The sequence below is a fragment of the Streptomyces sp. NPDC126503 genome, from assembly GCF_040302405.1.
GTDB classification, from domain to species: domain Bacteria; phylum Actinomycetota; class Actinomycetes; order Streptomycetales; family Streptomycetaceae; genus Streptomyces; species Streptomyces gulbargensis.
The window spans coordinates 193,777-209,861 of sequence record NZ_JBEORS010000003.1 but is presented as its reverse complement, the minus strand read 5'-3'; the positions used below and the strand labels follow the sequence as shown (position 1 = coordinate 209,861).

Sequence of the window (16,085 nt, the reverse complement as noted above, 5' to 3'; positions counted from 1 at the left end):
GGGGCGTCAGGCCCCGCTGTTCAGCAGCCGGTACAGATCACGCAGCAGGGCGATCTCGGCCCCGTGATGCAGGAGTTCCTGGTTCACCCACCAGACGACGTCCAGGAACGGGTCCTCCGGGTCGCTGCCGTACGGATAGGTACTGTGGCCGACCGCGTCGAGCGCCGCGTCGTCGGCGGCCACGAGCGCCGCCCGCCAGGCACCCGCCGCCCGGTCGAAGTCGGCGACGGCCGAGGCCGCGTCCCCGCTCACCCGGAAGTCCTCCCGGGTCATGCTGCGCCCGCCCGCCGTGTGGTCGGCGCGGAGGGCGAGGAGTTCGGTGAGGTGGCTCAGGCGCCACGCGATCGTCGTGAACGGCGGCGGCGCCGGATGCGGCGGCGGCGTCGCGTCCCGCCCCCACGCGCCCGCACCCGTCAGCAGCGTCGCCCGCGCCCCCGGCCCGTCGGCGTGCCGCCGCACCGACCAGCAGCCCGGTCCTGGCTCCCAGAAATACTCGGCATCGGTCATCGGGCCCACCGGCACGCCGGTGCCGTTGCCACTGTCCACGACCGGACCGGACATCCGGTCCACCAGCCGCTGCCGGGCGAAGTCGAACTGGTCGAGGAGGGGCACGAGACGCGCGGGTACCGCCATGGGACGCTCCGGATCACGGGGGGACGGGCCGCCCGAACCCTGCCACAGCGTCCGCGCCGCCGCCCGCGAATTTCGCCGGGGGCGCGCGGGAGCGGGGGCGTCCGGGAGCCGGGCCGGGGCCTGTGGCTCCCGGCTTCCACCGGGCCGTGCCCCGGGTCCGTGGGGCTTCCCGCTCCGGTGGTCGCGCCCGTGCCACCGTCACAGCGGGACGACCGTCACCTCCGTCGCCTTCACTCCGGTCCAGACCGGCACGCCCTCCGCCAGGCCCAGTTCGGCCGCCGCCTGCGGGGTGATCTCGGCGACGAGCGGCGGCACCTGGTCCGAGGTCACGAGGACCCGCAGCCGGCCGCCGCTCACGGTGATCTCGCGTACGGTGCCGGGCCAGACGTTGCGGGGGCTGCCGCCCGGCCTCTCCCGGTGCACGGCCACCGCCTCGGGCGCGATGATCGCGAGGGCCCGTGTCCCGGCGGGCGGGGGCTCGGCCGCGACGAGCAGGCCGCCCCGCTCCACCGCGAGGCCCTCCGCGCCCGAGGTGACCGGCCAGGCGTTGCGGCCCAGCATCCGCGCCACCCACGGCGAGCGCGGGTGGCGGGAGACCTCGGCGGGGGAGTCGTCCTGGAGGGTGCGGCCGTCCTGCAGGACGAGCACCCGGTCGGCCAGGGACACCGCCTCCACCGGGTCGTGCGTGACGATCAGACACACCCCGCCGAACCCGGCGAGGTGCGTGCGCAGGGTGTGCCGTACATGCGCCCGGGTCGTCTGGTCGAGCGCGGCGAGCGGCTCGTCGAGCAGCAGCAGCCGGGGCCGGACCGCCAGGGCCCGGGCCAGGGCGACCCGCTGGGCCTGCCCGCCGGACAGCTGGCCCGGGCGCCGGTGGGCGAGCTGCCCGACGCCGAGCCGGTCGAGCCAGCGCCGCGCCTCGCGCCGGGCCTCCGACCGGGACACCCCGCGCGCCCGGAGGCCGTACGCGGTGTTGGCGAGGCTCGACAGGTGCGGGAACAGCGCCCCGTCCTGCGGCACCCACGCCACCTGCCGCCGGTGCGGGGGCAGTGCCGTCACGTCGTCGTCGCCGAGGCGGAGCGCGGCGCGGGCCCGGGGGGTGAGGCCGAGAAGCGCACGGAGGAGGGTGGTCTTGCCGGCGCCGTTGGGGCCGACGACCGCGATCGTGGTGCCGGGAGCGGCGTCGAGGGTGAGCTCGGTGAAGCCGTGGACCTCGGCGTGCAGTGACCAGCGCCCGCCGTCCGGAACGCCCCCGCCGTCCGCCTCTCCCGCTGCCGCCTCCGGCGCCTCCGCAGGCGTCCCGTCCGGCGACCGGGGAGGGGGGGTACGGCGCGGGGCCGGCGATCCGGTCCACCGGCCCCGCAGCGCGACGAGCACGGCCATGGCGATCACGAGCAGCAGCAGGGAGACCGAGGTCGCCGCCTCCGGTTCCTCCTGGAGCAGCAGGTACACCTGGAGCGGCAGCGTCTGTGTGGTGCCCGGCAGATTGCCGGCGAAGGTGATGGTGGCGCCGAACTCACCGAGCGCCCGCGCCCACGTGAGTGCCGCCCCGGCCAGCAGCCCGGGGGCGACCATCGGCAGGGTGACGGTGAGGAAGACCCGGAGCGGTGAGGCCCCCAGGGACGCCGCCGTCTCCTCGTAGCGGGGGCGGAGCCCGCCGAGCGCGCCCTCCAGGCTGATGACCAGGAACGGCATCGCGACGAAGGTGGCCGCGAGGACCGCGCCCGAGGTGTGGAAGGGCAGCGTGACGCCGAAGGTTTCCTCCAGCCACGGCCCCAGGATCCCGCGCCGCCCGAAGGCCAGCAGCAGCGCCACCCCGCCCACCGTCGGAGGGAGCACCATCGGCAGCAGGACCAGGGAGCGGACGAACGCCTTGCCCCGGAACGGCACCCGGGCGAGCAGCCAGGCCAGCGGCACCCCCAGGACCAGCGACAGGGCGAGCGCCCAGAAGGAGACGACGAGGGAGAGCCGGAGGGCCTCGACCGTGCCCGGCCCGGTCAGGTGCGCGCCGAGCGAGCCCCACTCGGTGCGGACGAGGACGCCCACCAGCGGTAGCACCAGCAGTGCCACGGCGAGCAGCGCGGGCACGGCGAGCGCGAGAGGGGTGCGGGGGCCGGCGGCGCGGGGTCCGTCCGTACGGCGGAGGTGCGGGCGTCTCATCGTTCGTTCCTGGGGACGGGTGCGGGAGGGCGGCGGCCGTGCGCCCGCGCCCGGGGACGGCCCGTACGGCGGACCGTGGTGCCGGCCGGAGGGGTCACGCGCGGTCGATGTGCACGCTGGTCGACTTCACGCGGGCGGTCGCCCGCATGCCGACCTCCAGACCCAGCTCCTCGACCGCCTCCCGGGTGAGGAGCGAGACGAGCCGGTGGGGACCGGCCTGGATCTCGACCTGCGCGGCGATGTCGCCGAGCTTGATGCCGGTGACGATCCCGGGGAAGGCGTTGCGGGTGGAGGTGTACGGCTCCTCCTCGTCGCCCCGGTCGGCGCTCTGCGCGACCTCGACGGAGAAGGCGGCCAGGTCGCGGCCGTCGATGAGGCGCCGGCCGTTCTCGTCGCGATGGGTCGCCACCCGGCCCGCGTCGGCCCAGCGGCGCGCGGTGTCGGGGCTCACGCCGAGGAGCCGTGCCGCCTGACCGATGGTGTAGGACTGCATACGCGCCACGCTAGGCCGCGGTGGCTCCCATCTGCAATCGTCACCGCGACATCTCGTCGCATCTGCCAGCCTCCTGGGAGGAAGCCACGAACGGGCAGGGGACGGGGACGCGGAGGACGCCGGGACGAGACGAGGGGGAGCCGCGAGGTCAGGGGCGCGCGGGGCGTTCGGGGGCCGGCCGCGTCCGCCGTCCCACCGCTTCCACGAGGGGCAGCAGCCGGTGCGGTACGCGCTCGCGCAGCGCGATCTCGGTACGGGTGCGGACCACGCCCGGCAGCTGGATCAGCCGCTGGATCACGTCCTCCAGGTGCCCGGCGTCCCGGGCGACCACCCGCGTCAGCAGATCGCCGCCGCCGGTGATCGAGAAGGCCTCCACGATCTCCGGTACGGCCGCGAGCGCGTCGCCCACCTCGTCGAGGTGTCCCTGCGTGACCTCGACGTGCACGAAGGCGAGCACCGGATGGCCGAGCGCGGCGGGCGAGAGGACCGGCCCGGTGGAGGTGATCACCCCGTCCCGTTCCAGGCGGTCGATCCTCGCCTGCACGGTGCCGCGCGCGACTCCGAGGATCCGCGCGTACTCCCGGACGCTGGTGCGCGGCTGCTCGATGAGGAGCCGCAGGATCCGGGTGTCCAGCTCGTCCACCGCCATGGTCCACCCTCCTTCTGGCCTGCTCGAAGAGGGTTCGACTGTACCAATGGCCCGATTCGGCCCGGCGGACCGGACGGCCTGCCCGGCGGCCCGGCGGCCCTGAGCGGCCGGCCGCCGGGCCGGCCTCCTATCCGGCGTAGGTCTCGAACTCGGCCACCTTCGGGACCCCCGACGCCCCGGTGATCTCAAAGGTGATCTTGCTCAGAGTGGTACGGGGAACGGTGAGCGCGCCGGCCCCGGTACCGGACTTCAGGACGGCCCCGGTGTCGCCGTTGAGCACCCGCCAGGAACCGATGGTGCCCGCGGAGCCCGCGGCCTCACGGATGGTGAGCGCCGAGACGGTGGTGGGGGCGCCCCACTTGATGGAGATCTGGCCCGTCGTCCCGGCCGGCGACCAGTACGTGCTCAGGTTGCCGTCCCGTACGTTCCCGTAGCTGGTGCCGTCGGCCTTGCTGGAGCCGTCGGAGCCGGCTCCGATGCTGAGGTTGGTCCCGCCCGGGGTGGAGGTCGGCGCCGGGGTGGGCGTGGGCGCCGGGCCCGTGGAGGTGGGCGCGGGAGTCGGGGTCGCCGTGGTCGGGGCGGGGGTCGGCGTCTGCGGCGTGCAGGAGCCGTCCGACACCTTGAGGCCCGTCTGCGCGCCGGCCGTCCGGGCCACGACGTCGGGGACGCAGGCGGCCGGGTCCGGCCGGTACGCGTACGGGACGGTGACCGTGGTGGTGGAGCGCGGGTCGGGTCCGGCCGGGGTGTAGTCGGTGCCGGGGGCGGACCAGGTGACGTTGTCGAAGGTGTTGCCGGCGACCTGCCAGTAGCCGGTGGCGTCGGTGTAGAACGTGCCGAGGACGTCCTTCGAGTCCTCGAAGTAGTTGTTCTCGACCTTGGCGCGCGCTCCGGCGCGCGCGTTGATGCCGGACTCGTTCAGCCGCAGGTAGTGGTTGTTGTACATGTGGGCGATGCCGCCGCGCAGCAAGGGGGCCCGGGAGTCGATGTTCTCGTAGCGGTTGTGGTGGTAGGTGATGAAGCCGTTGGAGAGCTCGGTCTCGCTGGAGCCGACGAGGCCGCCGCGCCCCGAATTGCGCAGGACGCTGTAGGACAGCGTCACGTACTGCGTGTTGTCCTTCATGTCGAAGAGGCCGTCGTAGCCCTCGGACTCGCCGCCCGAGGCCTCCAGGGTGACGTGGTCGACCCAGACGTTGCGGACGTTGCTCTCCATGCCGATGGCGTCGCCGCCGTTGGAGACGGGGGAACCCGACTTCTTCACGTTCCGGACGGTCACGTTCTGGATGATGATGTTGCGCGATTCGCGGATGTGGATGCCGAGCTGGTCGAAGACCGCTCCGCCGCCGACCCCGACGAGCGTCACGTTGCTGATCTGCTTGAGTTCGATCACGCCGTCGGCGGTGTTGCAGCTGGTGCCGGAGACCTTGCTCGTGTTGCCGTGGTTGATCGTCCCCTCGACCTCGATGACGATCGGGGTGCTGCTGTCGGCCCGGTTGCAGAGGGCCGCGTGGATGGCGGTGCCGGTCGTGGCGCGTACCGTCCGTCCGCCCGCGCCGCCGGTGGTGCCGCCGTTCTGGGCGGCGTAGCCGGTGGCCCCGCCTGTCGCGGCGGCCGAGGCCTCGGGCATGGCCAGGGCCACCCCGGCCGCGGCCGCGAGGGTCATCGTGGCCAGGGCCGCCTGGAGTCGTCGTGCGGCTGGTCGTCCCATGCTGGTCTTCCCCATTCGTGTCGTCGTGGTCCCGTTCCGCGGCGCCCCGTTTCCGGGCGTCGCGGAACCGGCGTGCAGGGCCGGCCGGCCTGTCCTCGCAAGGGGGAAAGCGCTTTCTGCTGTCGGAGGTTAGGGGCGGGTGGAGGAGCCTGGCAAGGTTCCGGACACGTTCCGTTTCCCTCGTTCCGCGGCCCCGTGGGAGAGGCGTCGCACGGACGCGGCCGCGCGGGTGCCGGGGAGGCGCGGCCCAGGGGGCGCCGGGGAGTGCGGTGAGGTGCCTTCGGCCGCGGCCGGCCGGAGGGCGTCACCGTCGCCGCGCCGGTTTCCCGGGTCCGGCGAGGCCGCTGAGCCGTTGGACAGCTGGTGGCCCGATGTGTCCGCCCGGCACTGGTCCATTGGCCCAGCGGATGACGGTTGTGTTGAGCCACGGGTCGCCCGGGTGGTTTCCTTGTCGTATCCAGGTACTTTCGGCGCCGCAGCGCCGGGGCGGCGACGAGGCCGGTCCGGACCGCGGCGCCTTCGTCGTGCCCGCGCGCTCCCACCACCCCGGGAGTCCGCGCGGGAGGGCGAACGGCAACACGCGAGGGGGCGGCAGACCGCCGTGAAGAGGATGTTCGTGGCTCCGGATCCGGGGCTCGCCCGACTGAGGAACGCGTCGCGTGCCGTTCTCGGCATCGCGCTCGCCGTCGCGCTCACCGAACTGGTGGGGCTCTCCCTGTCCGCCTCCATCACCGGGGGACTGGCGGCCCTGCTCGCGCTGTTCACGGTGACCGACACCACCGTCCGCGCCCAGGCCGTCACCACGCTCCTGCTGCCGGCGGCCGGCTTCCCCGTCCTCGCCCTGGCCACCGCGCTGCACGACCTGACCCTGCTCAGGGACGCCGCCTTCCTCCTCGTCGTCTTCTGCGGGGTCTACGCCCGCCGCTGGGGCCCGCGCGGCCACGCGCTGGGGATCTTCGCGTTCATGAACTTCTTCACGACGCAGTTCCTGCACGCCGTGCCCGGCCAGCTGCCCGAGCTCTACGCCGCCGTGGCCCTCTCGCTCGCCGCCGCCGGTGCCGTGCGGTTCGTCCTGTGGCCCCTGGAGCGCCGCACTCCGCCGCCCCCCGCGCCCGCGCCGCTCCCCGGCACCGGCCTCGCCCGCGTGACCACCCGGCAGGCCGTCCAGGCCGCCGTGGCCTGCGCCGTCGCGCTCACGGTCGGCCAGCTGCTCTCGGCCGACCGCTGGTACTGGGCCGTCGGCACCACGTGGTGGATCTTCGTGAACACGGTGTCGCGCGGCGAGACGCTCGTCCGTGGCTTCCGCCGGGTGCTCGGCACCGTCATCGGCATCGCGGTCGGCATGGTCGTCGCCATCCCGCTCGACGGTGCGGTGGCCCCCACCGCCGCCCTGGTGGCCCTCTGCGTCTTCGGGATCTTCTACACCGCGCCCGTCTCCTACAGCTGGATGATGCTCGCGGTCACCCTCATGGCCGGTCTGCTGTACGGGCTCCTCGGCGTCCTCGACCCGGCGCTGCTGCTCCTGCGGCTGGAGGAGACCGCCGTCGGTGCCGTCTGCGCGGCGCTCGCCGTGCTGCTCATCCTCCCCGTCCGCACCCACGCCATCAACGACGCCTGGATCCAGCGCTCCCTGCGGGGCGTCCGCGCCGCCACCTCCGTCTCGCTGCGTCGGCTCGCCGGCGACCCCGACGCCGACCCCGCGCCGCACGCCGCCGAACTGGAGCTGCTCCTCGGCCGCGTACGGCTCTCCCTCGCGCCGCTCGTCCACCCCCTGAGCCCCTTCCGCGGCCGCAAGGAGCGGGCCCGCCAGGTCCTCGCCCTCCTGGACGAGTGCGCCGAGGAGGTACGCGGGCTGGTGGCCGTGGCGGCCGACCCGGCCGCCGGTCACGACGAACGGCTCGCCGCGGCCTGCCGGCGCGTGGAGGCGGCCGTGGAACGCCTGACCGGCGCCGGCGCCGCCGGTCCCGCCGTCGAGCCGGAGCCCCCGGCCGCCGCCGCACCGGTGCCCCCGGTCGCCGGCCAGGCCGCGCTCGGCCACGTCAGCGGCCTGGAGAAGCTCCTCGTCGCCCTCCACGAGCCCCTCCGCACGCCCCCGGGCTCCTTCATCCTCCGCTCCTGACACCCGCGGGGACCGGGCGGGTACGGGACCCCGGAGCCGGCCGGACCGACGCACCCGCCCGAGGGATGGCGCCTCTCCTCGGCCGGCCGCCCCGCGTGCGCCAGGTCGCGTTCCCGTGTCCTTTCCCCCGCTCGCGTGCCCGCCCCGCGAGCCCCTCGCGTCCGCGGGCCCCGTCTCTGCGACCCGTCCCCGCGTCCACCGGGTCCCGTCCCCGCATCCGCAGGCGCCGCCTCCGAGACCCGTTCTCGTGACCGCTGGGTCCCGCTGCGCAGGCCCCTCGGGCCAGTTCGCCGTGACCGCCGGGCCCCACCTGCCGAGCCCTCCCCGCGTCCCCGGCTCCACCGGGCGGGCCCCGCGGGGCCCGCCCAGTGCCCCTCGGTCCGGCCTCCGCGCTCGCCCGGCTCCGCCTCCGGTGGCTCCCGCCCGCCCCAGGTCCGCCGCGGCGCGGAGGCGCGCCCGCACTGCCGTACCGTCTCCGGCAGGACGCCCGGCAACCCCCGCCGGCCGTGGCCCGACCCACCCCTCCGCCCCCCGGGCGGCGCCGAGTCGCCCGAACCCGCCCTTTTGGTCTAGACCGTTTGCTACCGTCGGCCCGACGATCACGGCCGCTCCGACCGACCGACCGACGGGCGGCCGCCCCGGGAGCGCGGCACAGGACAGGGAGGACCGGCATGGACCAGGTGAGGGGTGGAAGGGCGCAGACCCGGGCCGGAGGAGCGAGCCCGCGCCCCCGGGGCGGCGAGCCCGCCACGCGGGCGTACATCGGGTCGTTCACGTCCGCCGGTGGACGGGGGGTGATCGCCGCCGACGTGGACGCGGCGACCGGCGCGCTGACCGTCACGGGGGCCACCGACGCCGTCGCCGACCCCTCCTTCCTCGCCCTCGCGGGGCCCGTCCTCCACGCCGTCTCCGAGACGGCGCCCGGCGCCGTCGCCGCCTTCGACGTCACCGGCCCCGTTCCCCGGCTCCTCGGTGAACCCGTCCCGGTCGGCGGCGACAGCCCCACCCACCTCAGCCATCACGCGGGCCACGTCCTCACCGCCAACTACGGTTCCGGCAGCGTGAGCGTCGTGCCCCTGGGGGCGGACGGCGGCCCCCGGCCCGTCGCCGGCGTGCTGCGGCACGAGGGTGGCGGGCCCGTCGGCGAGCGCCAGGCCGGACCGCACGCCCACCAGGTGCTGCCCGCGCCCGGCGGGCGGTGGGTGGTGAGCGTGGACCTCGGGACCGACTCCGTGCGGATCTGCGCGCTCGACCCCGCGACGGGCACGCCGGCCCTCCACGGGGAGACCGCCCTGCGCCCGGGCACCGGTCCGCGCCACCTCGCCTTCCACCCGTCCGGCGGCCACGCCTACGTACTGAACGAGCTGGAACCCACCCTCACCGTCTGCCGCTGGGACGCCGAGGCGGGCGTGCTCACGCCGCTCGGTGAGACCCGGGTCGTCCCCGACGGCGCCCCCGCGGGCCCCCGCCACCCCTCCGAGGTGGTGGTGTCACCGGACGGCCGCCACCTGTGGGCCGCCGTCCGCGGCGACGACACCCTCGCCGTGCTCGCCCTCGACGCCGACGGCGCCGGGGCCACGCTCGTCACGTCCGTGCCGTGCGGCGGTTCCTGGCCCCGCGACCTCACCCTCGACCCCACGGGGACACGGCTCTACGCGGCCAACGAACGCTCGGGCGACGTCACCTGGTTCGACGTCGACCCCGCGACCGGAATCCCGGTCCGGGCGGGGTCGGTCGAGGCCCCGGCGGCCTCCTGCGTCGTCCTCGGCTGACCGGCCGTACGCGAAGGGCCCGCACCGGAGAAGTCCGGTGCGGGCCCTTCGCGCGCCGCGAGCGGCGGACGTCGTCGGTCAGAGCGACGGGGCGCCCTGCGGCTGCCGCGGCAGGCCGAGCGCCGCCGAGTACTGGGACAGCACCAGCTTGCCGATGGCCGGGTACGCCCCCAGGGCCTCGGCCGCCGCGCAACCCGCCTCCTTCGACGCCTCGTCGAGCAGACCCTCGGCCAGCTCCGGGCCGATCAGGTACGGGGCGAGGGCCAGCTGCGCCGAACCGGCGCCGCGCAGCTGCTCGGCCACGGAGGCGATGGAACCCTCCTGGTCGAGCGCGGCGGCCATCACCGGCACCGCGAGGCGGGCGGCGAGCAGCATGCCCGTGATCCCCGCCGCCTGCACCGCCTCCTCGCCACCGACCGTGGCCAGGATGATGCCGTCGGCCGCCGTCGCGACCGTGAAGAGGCGGGCGCGGTCGGCGCGGGCCAGGCCGGCCTCCGAGAGCCGCACGTGCAGGGCCTCCGCCAGCAGCGGGTGCGGGCCGAGGACGTCCGTCAGCTCGGCGGTGTTGCCGCTGTCCATGACCGCCTGGCGCACCTGGCGCATCAGGGCGCTGTCGGGGCCGGCGAGCAGCGGCACCACGACCGCGGCCGGGCCCTCGGGGGCGCTGACCTCGCGGCCGGCCGCCACCGCGATCTCGTACCGCTCGGTGCGCAGCCGGTCGGCCGCCGACAGGACGGTCGCGAGCGCCGGGTACGCGACGTCGTCACCCTCCAGGAAGCCGACCACGGCCTCCAGGCCGGGCAGCTCGGAGCGCGCGATGCTGACGACCTCGTCGGCCAGCGCGCGTATGGCGTCGGACGGCACGCCGGGAACGGCGAGAACCAGCGCGGGAGCGCCCTCGGGCGCCGCCGCGGGTTCGGGGCGACGGTGCCGCCCGGACTGACGGGGGCGCGGCATTCGTACAGGCAGGCCGGAAGCAGGCCCAGTGGGGGAGCTCATGGCGCCGCATGCTACTGGTTTCGTACGACGCCGGGTCGGGTGAGGTGCGGTCGAGCGCCTTCCGTCCCCATATGTCCGGTCCGAGGCGCGCACCGCCCCCCACCTGGGCGGATACCGTTCGGCTAGGCGAAGAGACGCAGCAGCGACGGGTCCTCCGGAAGGCCCGGTTCGTCCCGGGCCAGCGCCGTGGCCAGCTCCACCGCGCCGTCCAGCGGATCACCCGCCGGTGCGACGGTCCTGGCGTGGGGCAGCCGCTCGGCGAGCTCGGCCCGCAGGGGTACGAGCAGGGGGTCGCCGATCCTGAAGAGGCCGCCCGTCAGGGCGACGGCCGCGCCGGCCCCGGGCGGGCACACCGCCTCGGCCGCCTCGGCCACATGCCGGGCGGCCTCCGCCAGGACGGCCGCCGCCACCGGGTCCTCGGCCGCGCAGCGCGCCACCTCCGGCGCGAAGGAGGCCAGGACCGCGGGCCGGTCGGTCCGCGGGTACAGCGTGCCCGGCAGGCCCTGCACGGGCCCGAACAGCCGCTCGGCCCGCGCCAGCAGCGCCGTCGACCCCCCGCGCCGTCCGTCGTGGGCGCGCAGCGCCGCCTCCAGACCCGCCCGCCCGATCCAGGCGCCGCTGCCGCAGTCCCCCAGGAGGTGGCCCCAGCCGTCCGCGCGGCGCCAGGTCTTCAGGTCCGTGCCGAGCGCGATCATCCCCGTGCCGCCGGCCACGACCGCGCCCGGGCCGCGGCCGATCGCCCCGACGTAGGCGGTGACGGCGTCGGCCGCGAGGGCGAGCCGGCGGGCGCCCCAGGCGGCGGCGAGCGCCCCCGGCAGCTCGGCCCGCAGCTCGTCGCCCAGGGTCGCCATGCCGGCGGCGCCCACGGCCACCGCCAGGACCGGCCGCCGCCCGGTGCGGGCCCGCAGGGCGGCGACGGCCGGAAGGACCTGTTCGAGGAAGTGTCCGGCGGAGATCCCGCCCGGGCCCGTCCGGATCGGCTCCCGCGAGGCGGCGCGCTCCAGGACGGTTCCGGTCCCGGCCTCGGCCACGGCGAGGCGGAATCCGGAGCCCCCGGAGTCGACGCCGACGACGAGCCCTCCGGAGGGCTCGTCCACCGGGCCCGTGGGAGCCGGCGTGACCACCTCCGGCAGTTCGGGCAGTTCGGGGAGCTCGGGAGCCACGGAGACCACGGTGCACCGTCCTCGGGTGGGGGAGCGGGGGAGCGGCGGGCAGTTGGGAACCCGTTGTCACTGTAGGCCGGTAGAGTGACGGACCGTGACAGCGCGACCCTTGAACGAACTGGTGGAGCCCGGCTGGGCGGAGGCCCTGAGCCCCGTGGCGGGACGGATCGCCGCGATGGGCGACTTCCTGCGGGCCGAGATCGCCGCCGGCCGTACGTACCTGCCCTCGGGGCAGAACGTGCTGCGGGCCTTCCAGCAGCCCTTCGACGAGGTGCGGGTGCTGATCGTGGGTCAGGACCCCTATCCGACGCCGGGGATGGCGATGGGCCTCAGCTTCTCCGTCGCGCCCGAGGTGCGCTCGCTGCCCGGCAGCCTGGAGAACATCTTCCGGGAGCTGCACACCGATCTCGGCCTGCCCCGACCGTCGAACGGCGACCTCACGCCGTGGACCCGCCAGGGCGTCCTCCTGCTCAACAGGGCCCTCACCACGGCGCCCCGCAAGCCGGGCGCCCACCGGGGCAAGGGCTGGGAGGAGGTCACCGAGCAGGCCATCCGGGCCCTCGCCGCCCGGGGCAAGCCGATGGTCTCCATCCTCTGGGGCCGGGACGCGCGCAACGCCCGCCCGCTCCTCGGCGGGCTGCCGGCGATCGAGTCGGCGCACCCGTCCCCGATGTCGGCGGACCGGGGCTTCTTCGGCTCCCGTCCGTTCAGCCGGGCCAACGAGATGCTGCTCGGCCTGGGCGCCCAGCCGGTGGAGTGGCGCCTGCCCTGACCGGCGGCTCCCCGGGCCGTGCGGTCCCTCCGGCTCCGCCCGGGCCGGAGACCCGCGGGGGAGGACTCCCGGTCACACCACCGCGGCTCTGACGCACAGCACGTCGGGGAGGTGTTCGGCGAGCAGCTGCCAGCTGTCGCCGTCGTCGGCGCTCGCGTACACCTCGCCGTTCCGGTTGCCGAAGTAGACGCCCGCCGGGTCGGCGTCGTCCGTGCAGAGCGCGTCCCGCAGCACCGTCCCGTAGTGGTCGCTCTCCGGCAGTCCCCGGGTCAGCGGCTCCCAGGTCGCCCCGGCGTCGGTCGTGCGGTAGACCCGGCAGCGGCGCCCGGCCGGGACCCGGTCGGAGTCGGCGGTGATCGGGAAGACGTAGGCGGTGTCGGGGCGGTGCGGGTGCGCGGCCACGGCGAAGCCGAAGTCCGAGGGCAGCCCTTCGCCGATGTCGGTCCAGACCGCTCCGCCGTCGTCGCTGCGGAAGACGCCCCAGTGGTTCTGGAGGTAGAGCCGGTCCAGGTTCCCCGCGTCCTGGGCGATCTTGTGGACGCACTGCCCGAACTCCGGGTTCGGATCGGGCAGGAAGACCGCCGACACGCCCCGGTTCGAGGGGTCCCAGGAGGCGCCGCCGTCCTGGGAGCGGAAGACGCCGGCGGTCGAGACCGCGACCGTCAGCGCCTCCGGCGTGCGCCGGTCCGTGACGACGGTGTGCACGGCCTCACCGCCTCCGCCGGGCACCCACCGGGAGCGGGTCGGGTGCTCCCACAGGGGCCGTACCAGCTCGAAGGTCTCGCCGCCGTCCGCCGAGCGGAACAGCGCGGCCGGCTCGGTCCCCGCGTACACGACCCCGGGGGAGTGCGCGGGCGCGGGATGCAGCTGCCAGACCCGCTCCAGCGAGGTCCCCGTGTCCTCGGGGAACCGCACCGCAGGACGGGCCGGTTCCGTCCACGTCCTGCCGAGGTCGTCGGAGTGGAAGACGGAGGGCCCCCAGTGGGCGCTGTCCCCGCCGGCGAGCAGGCGCGGGACCGGCCGGCGGGTGTCGATGGCGACCGAGTACACCGCCTGCGCGGGAAAGGCCGGATCGTCGTCGAACCCCCACCGCCCCTCGTGCCTGCGGCCGATGAAGAGACCCTTCCGGGTGCCTACGGTGAGGAGTACGTCGGGCATGGCTGCCACCTCCAGGACGCCGTTGTCGCGGATACGGGCCAGTCTGCACCCGGCCACCGACAACGGCCTCCGCCGACACTCACGCCCCCGCGCGCACCCGCCGCCCTCCGCGCGGACGCGGCCGGCGGCCCGCGCCTCCCCCGAGCGGGCGCCGCCCGGTCAGATGGCCCAGGCGTACGGGTCCGGGGCACCGATCGTGGCGCCGAGTTCGCGGGCCGCGCGGCGCGGCCAGGAGGCGTCGCGCAGCAGTTCCCGGCCGAGCAGGATCGCGTCGGCCTCCCCGTTCACGAGGATCTTCTCGGCCTGCCCGGCCTCGGTGATGAGCCCGACGGCGGCCACCGGCAGGTCCGTCTCCGCCTTCACGCGGGCCGCGAACGGCACCTGGTAGCCGGGGCCGACGGGGATGTCGGCGGGGCCGCCGTTGCCGCCGGAGGAGACGTCGAGCAGGTCCACCCCGTGCTCGCGCAGCAGCCGCGCGAACCGTACGGTCTCGTCGGCGGTCCAGCCCGCCTCACCGAGCCAGTCGGTCGCCGAGACGCGGAAGAAGACGGGCAGGTCCTCGGGCCAGACCGCGCGCACCGCGTCGACGACCTCCAGCGCGAAGCGCGTGCGGTTCTCGAAGGAGCCGCCGTAGGCGTCCGTGCGGTGGTTGCTGTGCGGGGAGAGGAACTCGCCGATCAGGTAGCCGTGGGCGCCGTGCACCTCCACGACCTCGAACCCGGCGTCCAGGGCGCGGCGCGCGGCGTCCGCGAACCGGGCGACGATCTCCTGGATGCCCTCGGCGGTCAGCTCGGTCGGTGCCGGGTGGCCCTCGGCGAACGGGACGGGGCTGGGGCCGACCGGCTGCCAGCCGGGGCCACCGGGCGCGACCGGGCCGCGGCCCTCCCACGGGCGCTCGGTCGAGGCCTTGCGGCCGGCGTGTCCGAGCTGGATGCCGGGGACGGTGCCGTGCCGCTTGAGGAAGCCGGCGATCCGCCGCAGGCCCTCGGTCTGCGTGTCGTTCCACAGTCCCAGGTCGTGCGGGCTGATCCGCCCCTCGGGCGCGACGGCCGTGGCCTCGACGAGGATGAGGCCGGTGCCGCCGGTGGCCCGGGAGGCGTAGTGCGCGAAGTGCCAGTCGTTGGCGACGCCCGCGTCCGGTCCGGACACCTCGGCCGAGTACTGGCACATGGGGGCCATCCACACCCGGTTCGGGATCGTGAGGGACCGGAGGGTGTAGGGCTCGAACAGGGCGGCGCTCATGACGGACTCCGTTTCGGGAATGCCTCGGGGACCTTCGTACGATACCCATCGTAGTACGGCGGCTGTCAAACTACGAAGGGTCTCGTACAATGGGTGCCGTCCCGATGAAGTGGAGCCGCGCCCATGACGACCGCCGCCCCCAGCCCCCGCGTCCTCGCGCACCCCGCCCGCGACGAGATCCGTCTCGAAGCGGTCCTCCACGCGCTGTCCGACGCCGTACGGCTGCGGATCGTGCGGGAACTGGCCGACCGGGAAGCCGCCCTCAGCTGCTCGTACTTCGACCTCCCGGTCACCAAGTCCACGACGACGCACCACTTCCGCGTCCTGCGCGAGAGCGGTGTCGTACGGCAGACCTACCAGGGCACCACGAAGCTCAACGCGCTGCGCCGGGACGACCTCGACGCCCTCTTCCCCGGGCTGCTCGACACCGTCCTCGCCGCGGCGCTCGCCGACTCCGCGCGCCGGGCGCTGCCCGGGTCCGGCGCGGTCACATCGAGCGCATCCGGTTGATCTCGGCGGTCTGCTGGGCGATCACGTCGTTCGCCATCTCCTCCACGAGGACGTTGTTGCCCTCGCTCAGCACCTCGGCCGCCATCGTCACCGCACCCTCGTGGTGCGTCACCATCAGCTTCAGGAACAGCTTGTCGAAGGCGGCGCCCTTCGCCTTCCGCAGCTCCGCGAGCTGCGCCTCGGTCGCCATGCCCGGCATGGTGTGATGGTCGTGGCCGCTCTGCCGCCGCGGGCCGCCGTGGGATTTCAGCCAGCCTTCCATCGCGTCGATCTCCGGCCGCTGAGCCGCCGCTATGCGCTCGGCCACCTTCCTGACCTGGGCGGAAGCGGCCCGCTCCGGCGCCAGGTCCGTCATCGTGAGGGCCTGTCGGTGATGCTCCGTCATCATCTGGACGTAACGGAAGTCCGCGCCGTTCGGCCGCTCGTCGGGCAGCAGGCGGGCCGCCTCCTCCGGTGACATTCGCCGCGCCGGCTCACCTGGTTTCCCCGGAACCACCACCCCGGGACCGGTGGCGGAAGGACCCTCGGAGGCATCGGCCCCGGTCCCCGACTCGCAGGCGGACAGGGCGAGAACGGCGACGGCGGAGAGGACGGCGGCGACCGCGGTGCGCCGGTGACGGATCAGCAAGGGGGCCTCCAGGGGGACGTGCGCTGCCAAGGACCGTTCCTAGCACCCCGCGCAGGGTGGTTGGTCGAAAACCTTCATGACA

The 16,085-nt window shown here is 75.3% G+C and carries 14 protein-coding genes; 4 read left to right on the top strand and 10 right to left on the bottom strand.

Annotated elements, in window-relative coordinates; translation table 11 throughout:
• Positions 1-6: 6 nt before the first annotated feature.
• The 5 genes from ABTY40_RS06110 to ABTY40_RS06090 all read right to left on the bottom strand — a co-directional run bounded on the left by ABTY40_RS06110 (position 7) and on the right by ABTY40_RS06090 (position 5,640).
• On the bottom strand, positions 7-633 hold the full coding sequence (locus ABTY40_RS06110; protein WP_352058401.1) for a DinB family protein: 627 nt from the start codon (positions 631-633) through the stop codon (positions 7-9).
• Positions 634-831: 198 nt separating this feature from the next.
• Complete coding sequence (locus ABTY40_RS06105; RefSeq protein WP_352058400.1) at positions 832-2,793, bottom strand: ABC transporter permease; 1,962 nt, start codon at positions 2,791-2,793, stop codon at positions 832-834.
• Positions 2,794-2,887: 94 nt separating this feature from the next.
• Complete coding sequence (locus tag ABTY40_RS06100; RefSeq protein ID WP_345284601.1) at positions 2,888-3,286, bottom strand: TOBE domain-containing protein; 399 nt, start codon at positions 3,284-3,286, stop codon at positions 2,888-2,890.
• A 148-nt stretch (positions 3,287-3,434) separates the two neighbouring features.
• On the bottom strand, positions 3,435-3,935 hold the full coding sequence (locus tag ABTY40_RS06095; RefSeq protein WP_352058399.1) for an Lrp/AsnC family transcriptional regulator: 501 nt from the start codon (positions 3,933-3,935) through the stop codon (positions 3,435-3,437).
• 127 nt (positions 3,936-4,062) lie between these two features.
• Positions 4,063-5,640 (bottom strand): pectate lyase family protein, encoded by a 1,578-nt coding sequence (locus ABTY40_RS06090; protein WP_352058398.1) that lies wholly within the window; start codon positions 5,638-5,640, stop codon positions 4,063-4,065.
• A 610-nt stretch (positions 5,641-6,250) separates the two neighbouring features.
• Here ABTY40_RS06090 and ABTY40_RS06085 point away from each other — a divergent pair.
• Both ABTY40_RS06085 and ABTY40_RS06080 read left to right on the top strand, forming a co-directional pair.
• Positions 6,251-7,759: an FUSC family protein gene (locus ABTY40_RS06085; RefSeq protein ID WP_352058397.1), complete on the top strand. Its 1,509-nt coding sequence runs from the start codon at positions 6,251-6,253 to the stop codon at positions 7,757-7,759.
• Between the two features lie 671 nt (positions 7,760-8,430).
• Entirely contained in the window at positions 8,431-9,531 is a 1,101-nt protein-coding gene (locus ABTY40_RS06080; RefSeq protein ID WP_352058396.1) for a lactonase family protein, read from the top strand.
• Positions 9,532-9,609: 78 nt separating this feature from the next.
• Here the strand turns inward: ABTY40_RS06080 and ABTY40_RS06075 are convergent, their stop codons facing one another.
• Entirely contained in the window at positions 9,610-10,530 is a 921-nt protein-coding gene (locus tag ABTY40_RS06075) for a sirohydrochlorin chelatase (RefSeq protein ID WP_352058395.1), read from the bottom strand.
• Positions 10,531-10,652: 122 nt separating this feature from the next.
• Positions 10,653-11,654, bottom strand: coding sequence for an N-acetylglucosamine kinase (locus tag ABTY40_RS06070; protein WP_502990504.1), 1,002 nt, complete (start codon positions 11,652-11,654; stop codon positions 10,653-10,655).
• Positions 11,655-11,787: 133 nt separating this feature from the next.
• Between ABTY40_RS06070 and ABTY40_RS06065 the strand changes: the two genes are divergently transcribed.
• Entirely contained in the window at positions 11,788-12,465 is a 678-nt protein-coding gene (locus ABTY40_RS06065) for a uracil-DNA glycosylase (protein WP_352058394.1), read from the top strand.
• 72 nt (positions 12,466-12,537) lie between these two features.
• Here the strand turns inward: ABTY40_RS06065 and ABTY40_RS06060 are convergent, their stop codons facing one another.
• Positions 12,538-13,623 carry a WD40/YVTN/BNR-like repeat-containing protein gene (locus ABTY40_RS06060; RefSeq protein ID WP_352058393.1) on the bottom strand — a complete coding sequence of 362 codons (1,086 nt, stop codon included), beginning with the start codon at positions 13,621-13,623 and terminating at the stop codon, positions 12,538-12,540.
• A gap of 159 nt (positions 13,624-13,782) precedes the next feature.
• Positions 13,783-14,865: an NADH:flavin oxidoreductase/NADH oxidase gene (locus ABTY40_RS06055; RefSeq protein WP_352058392.1), complete on the bottom strand. Its 1,083-nt coding sequence runs from the start codon at positions 14,863-14,865 to the stop codon at positions 13,783-13,785.
• Positions 14,866-14,988: 123 nt separating this feature from the next.
• On the opposite strand from ABTY40_RS06055, the gene ABTY40_RS06050 reads away from it, so the two are divergent.
• Positions 14,989-15,375, top strand: a complete 387-nt coding sequence (locus ABTY40_RS06050; protein ID WP_352058391.1) for an ArsR/SmtB family transcription factor — start codon at positions 14,989-14,991, stop codon at positions 15,373-15,375.
• Here ABTY40_RS06050 and ABTY40_RS06045 read toward each other — a convergent pair.
• Positions 15,353-16,033: a DUF305 domain-containing protein gene (locus tag ABTY40_RS06045; RefSeq protein WP_502990497.1), complete on the bottom strand. Its 681-nt coding sequence runs from the start codon at positions 16,031-16,033 to the stop codon at positions 15,353-15,355. The two genes, ABTY40_RS06050 and ABTY40_RS06045, sit on opposite strands and share 23 nt — an antisense overlap.
• Between the last annotated feature and the right edge of the window lie 52 nt (positions 16,034-16,085).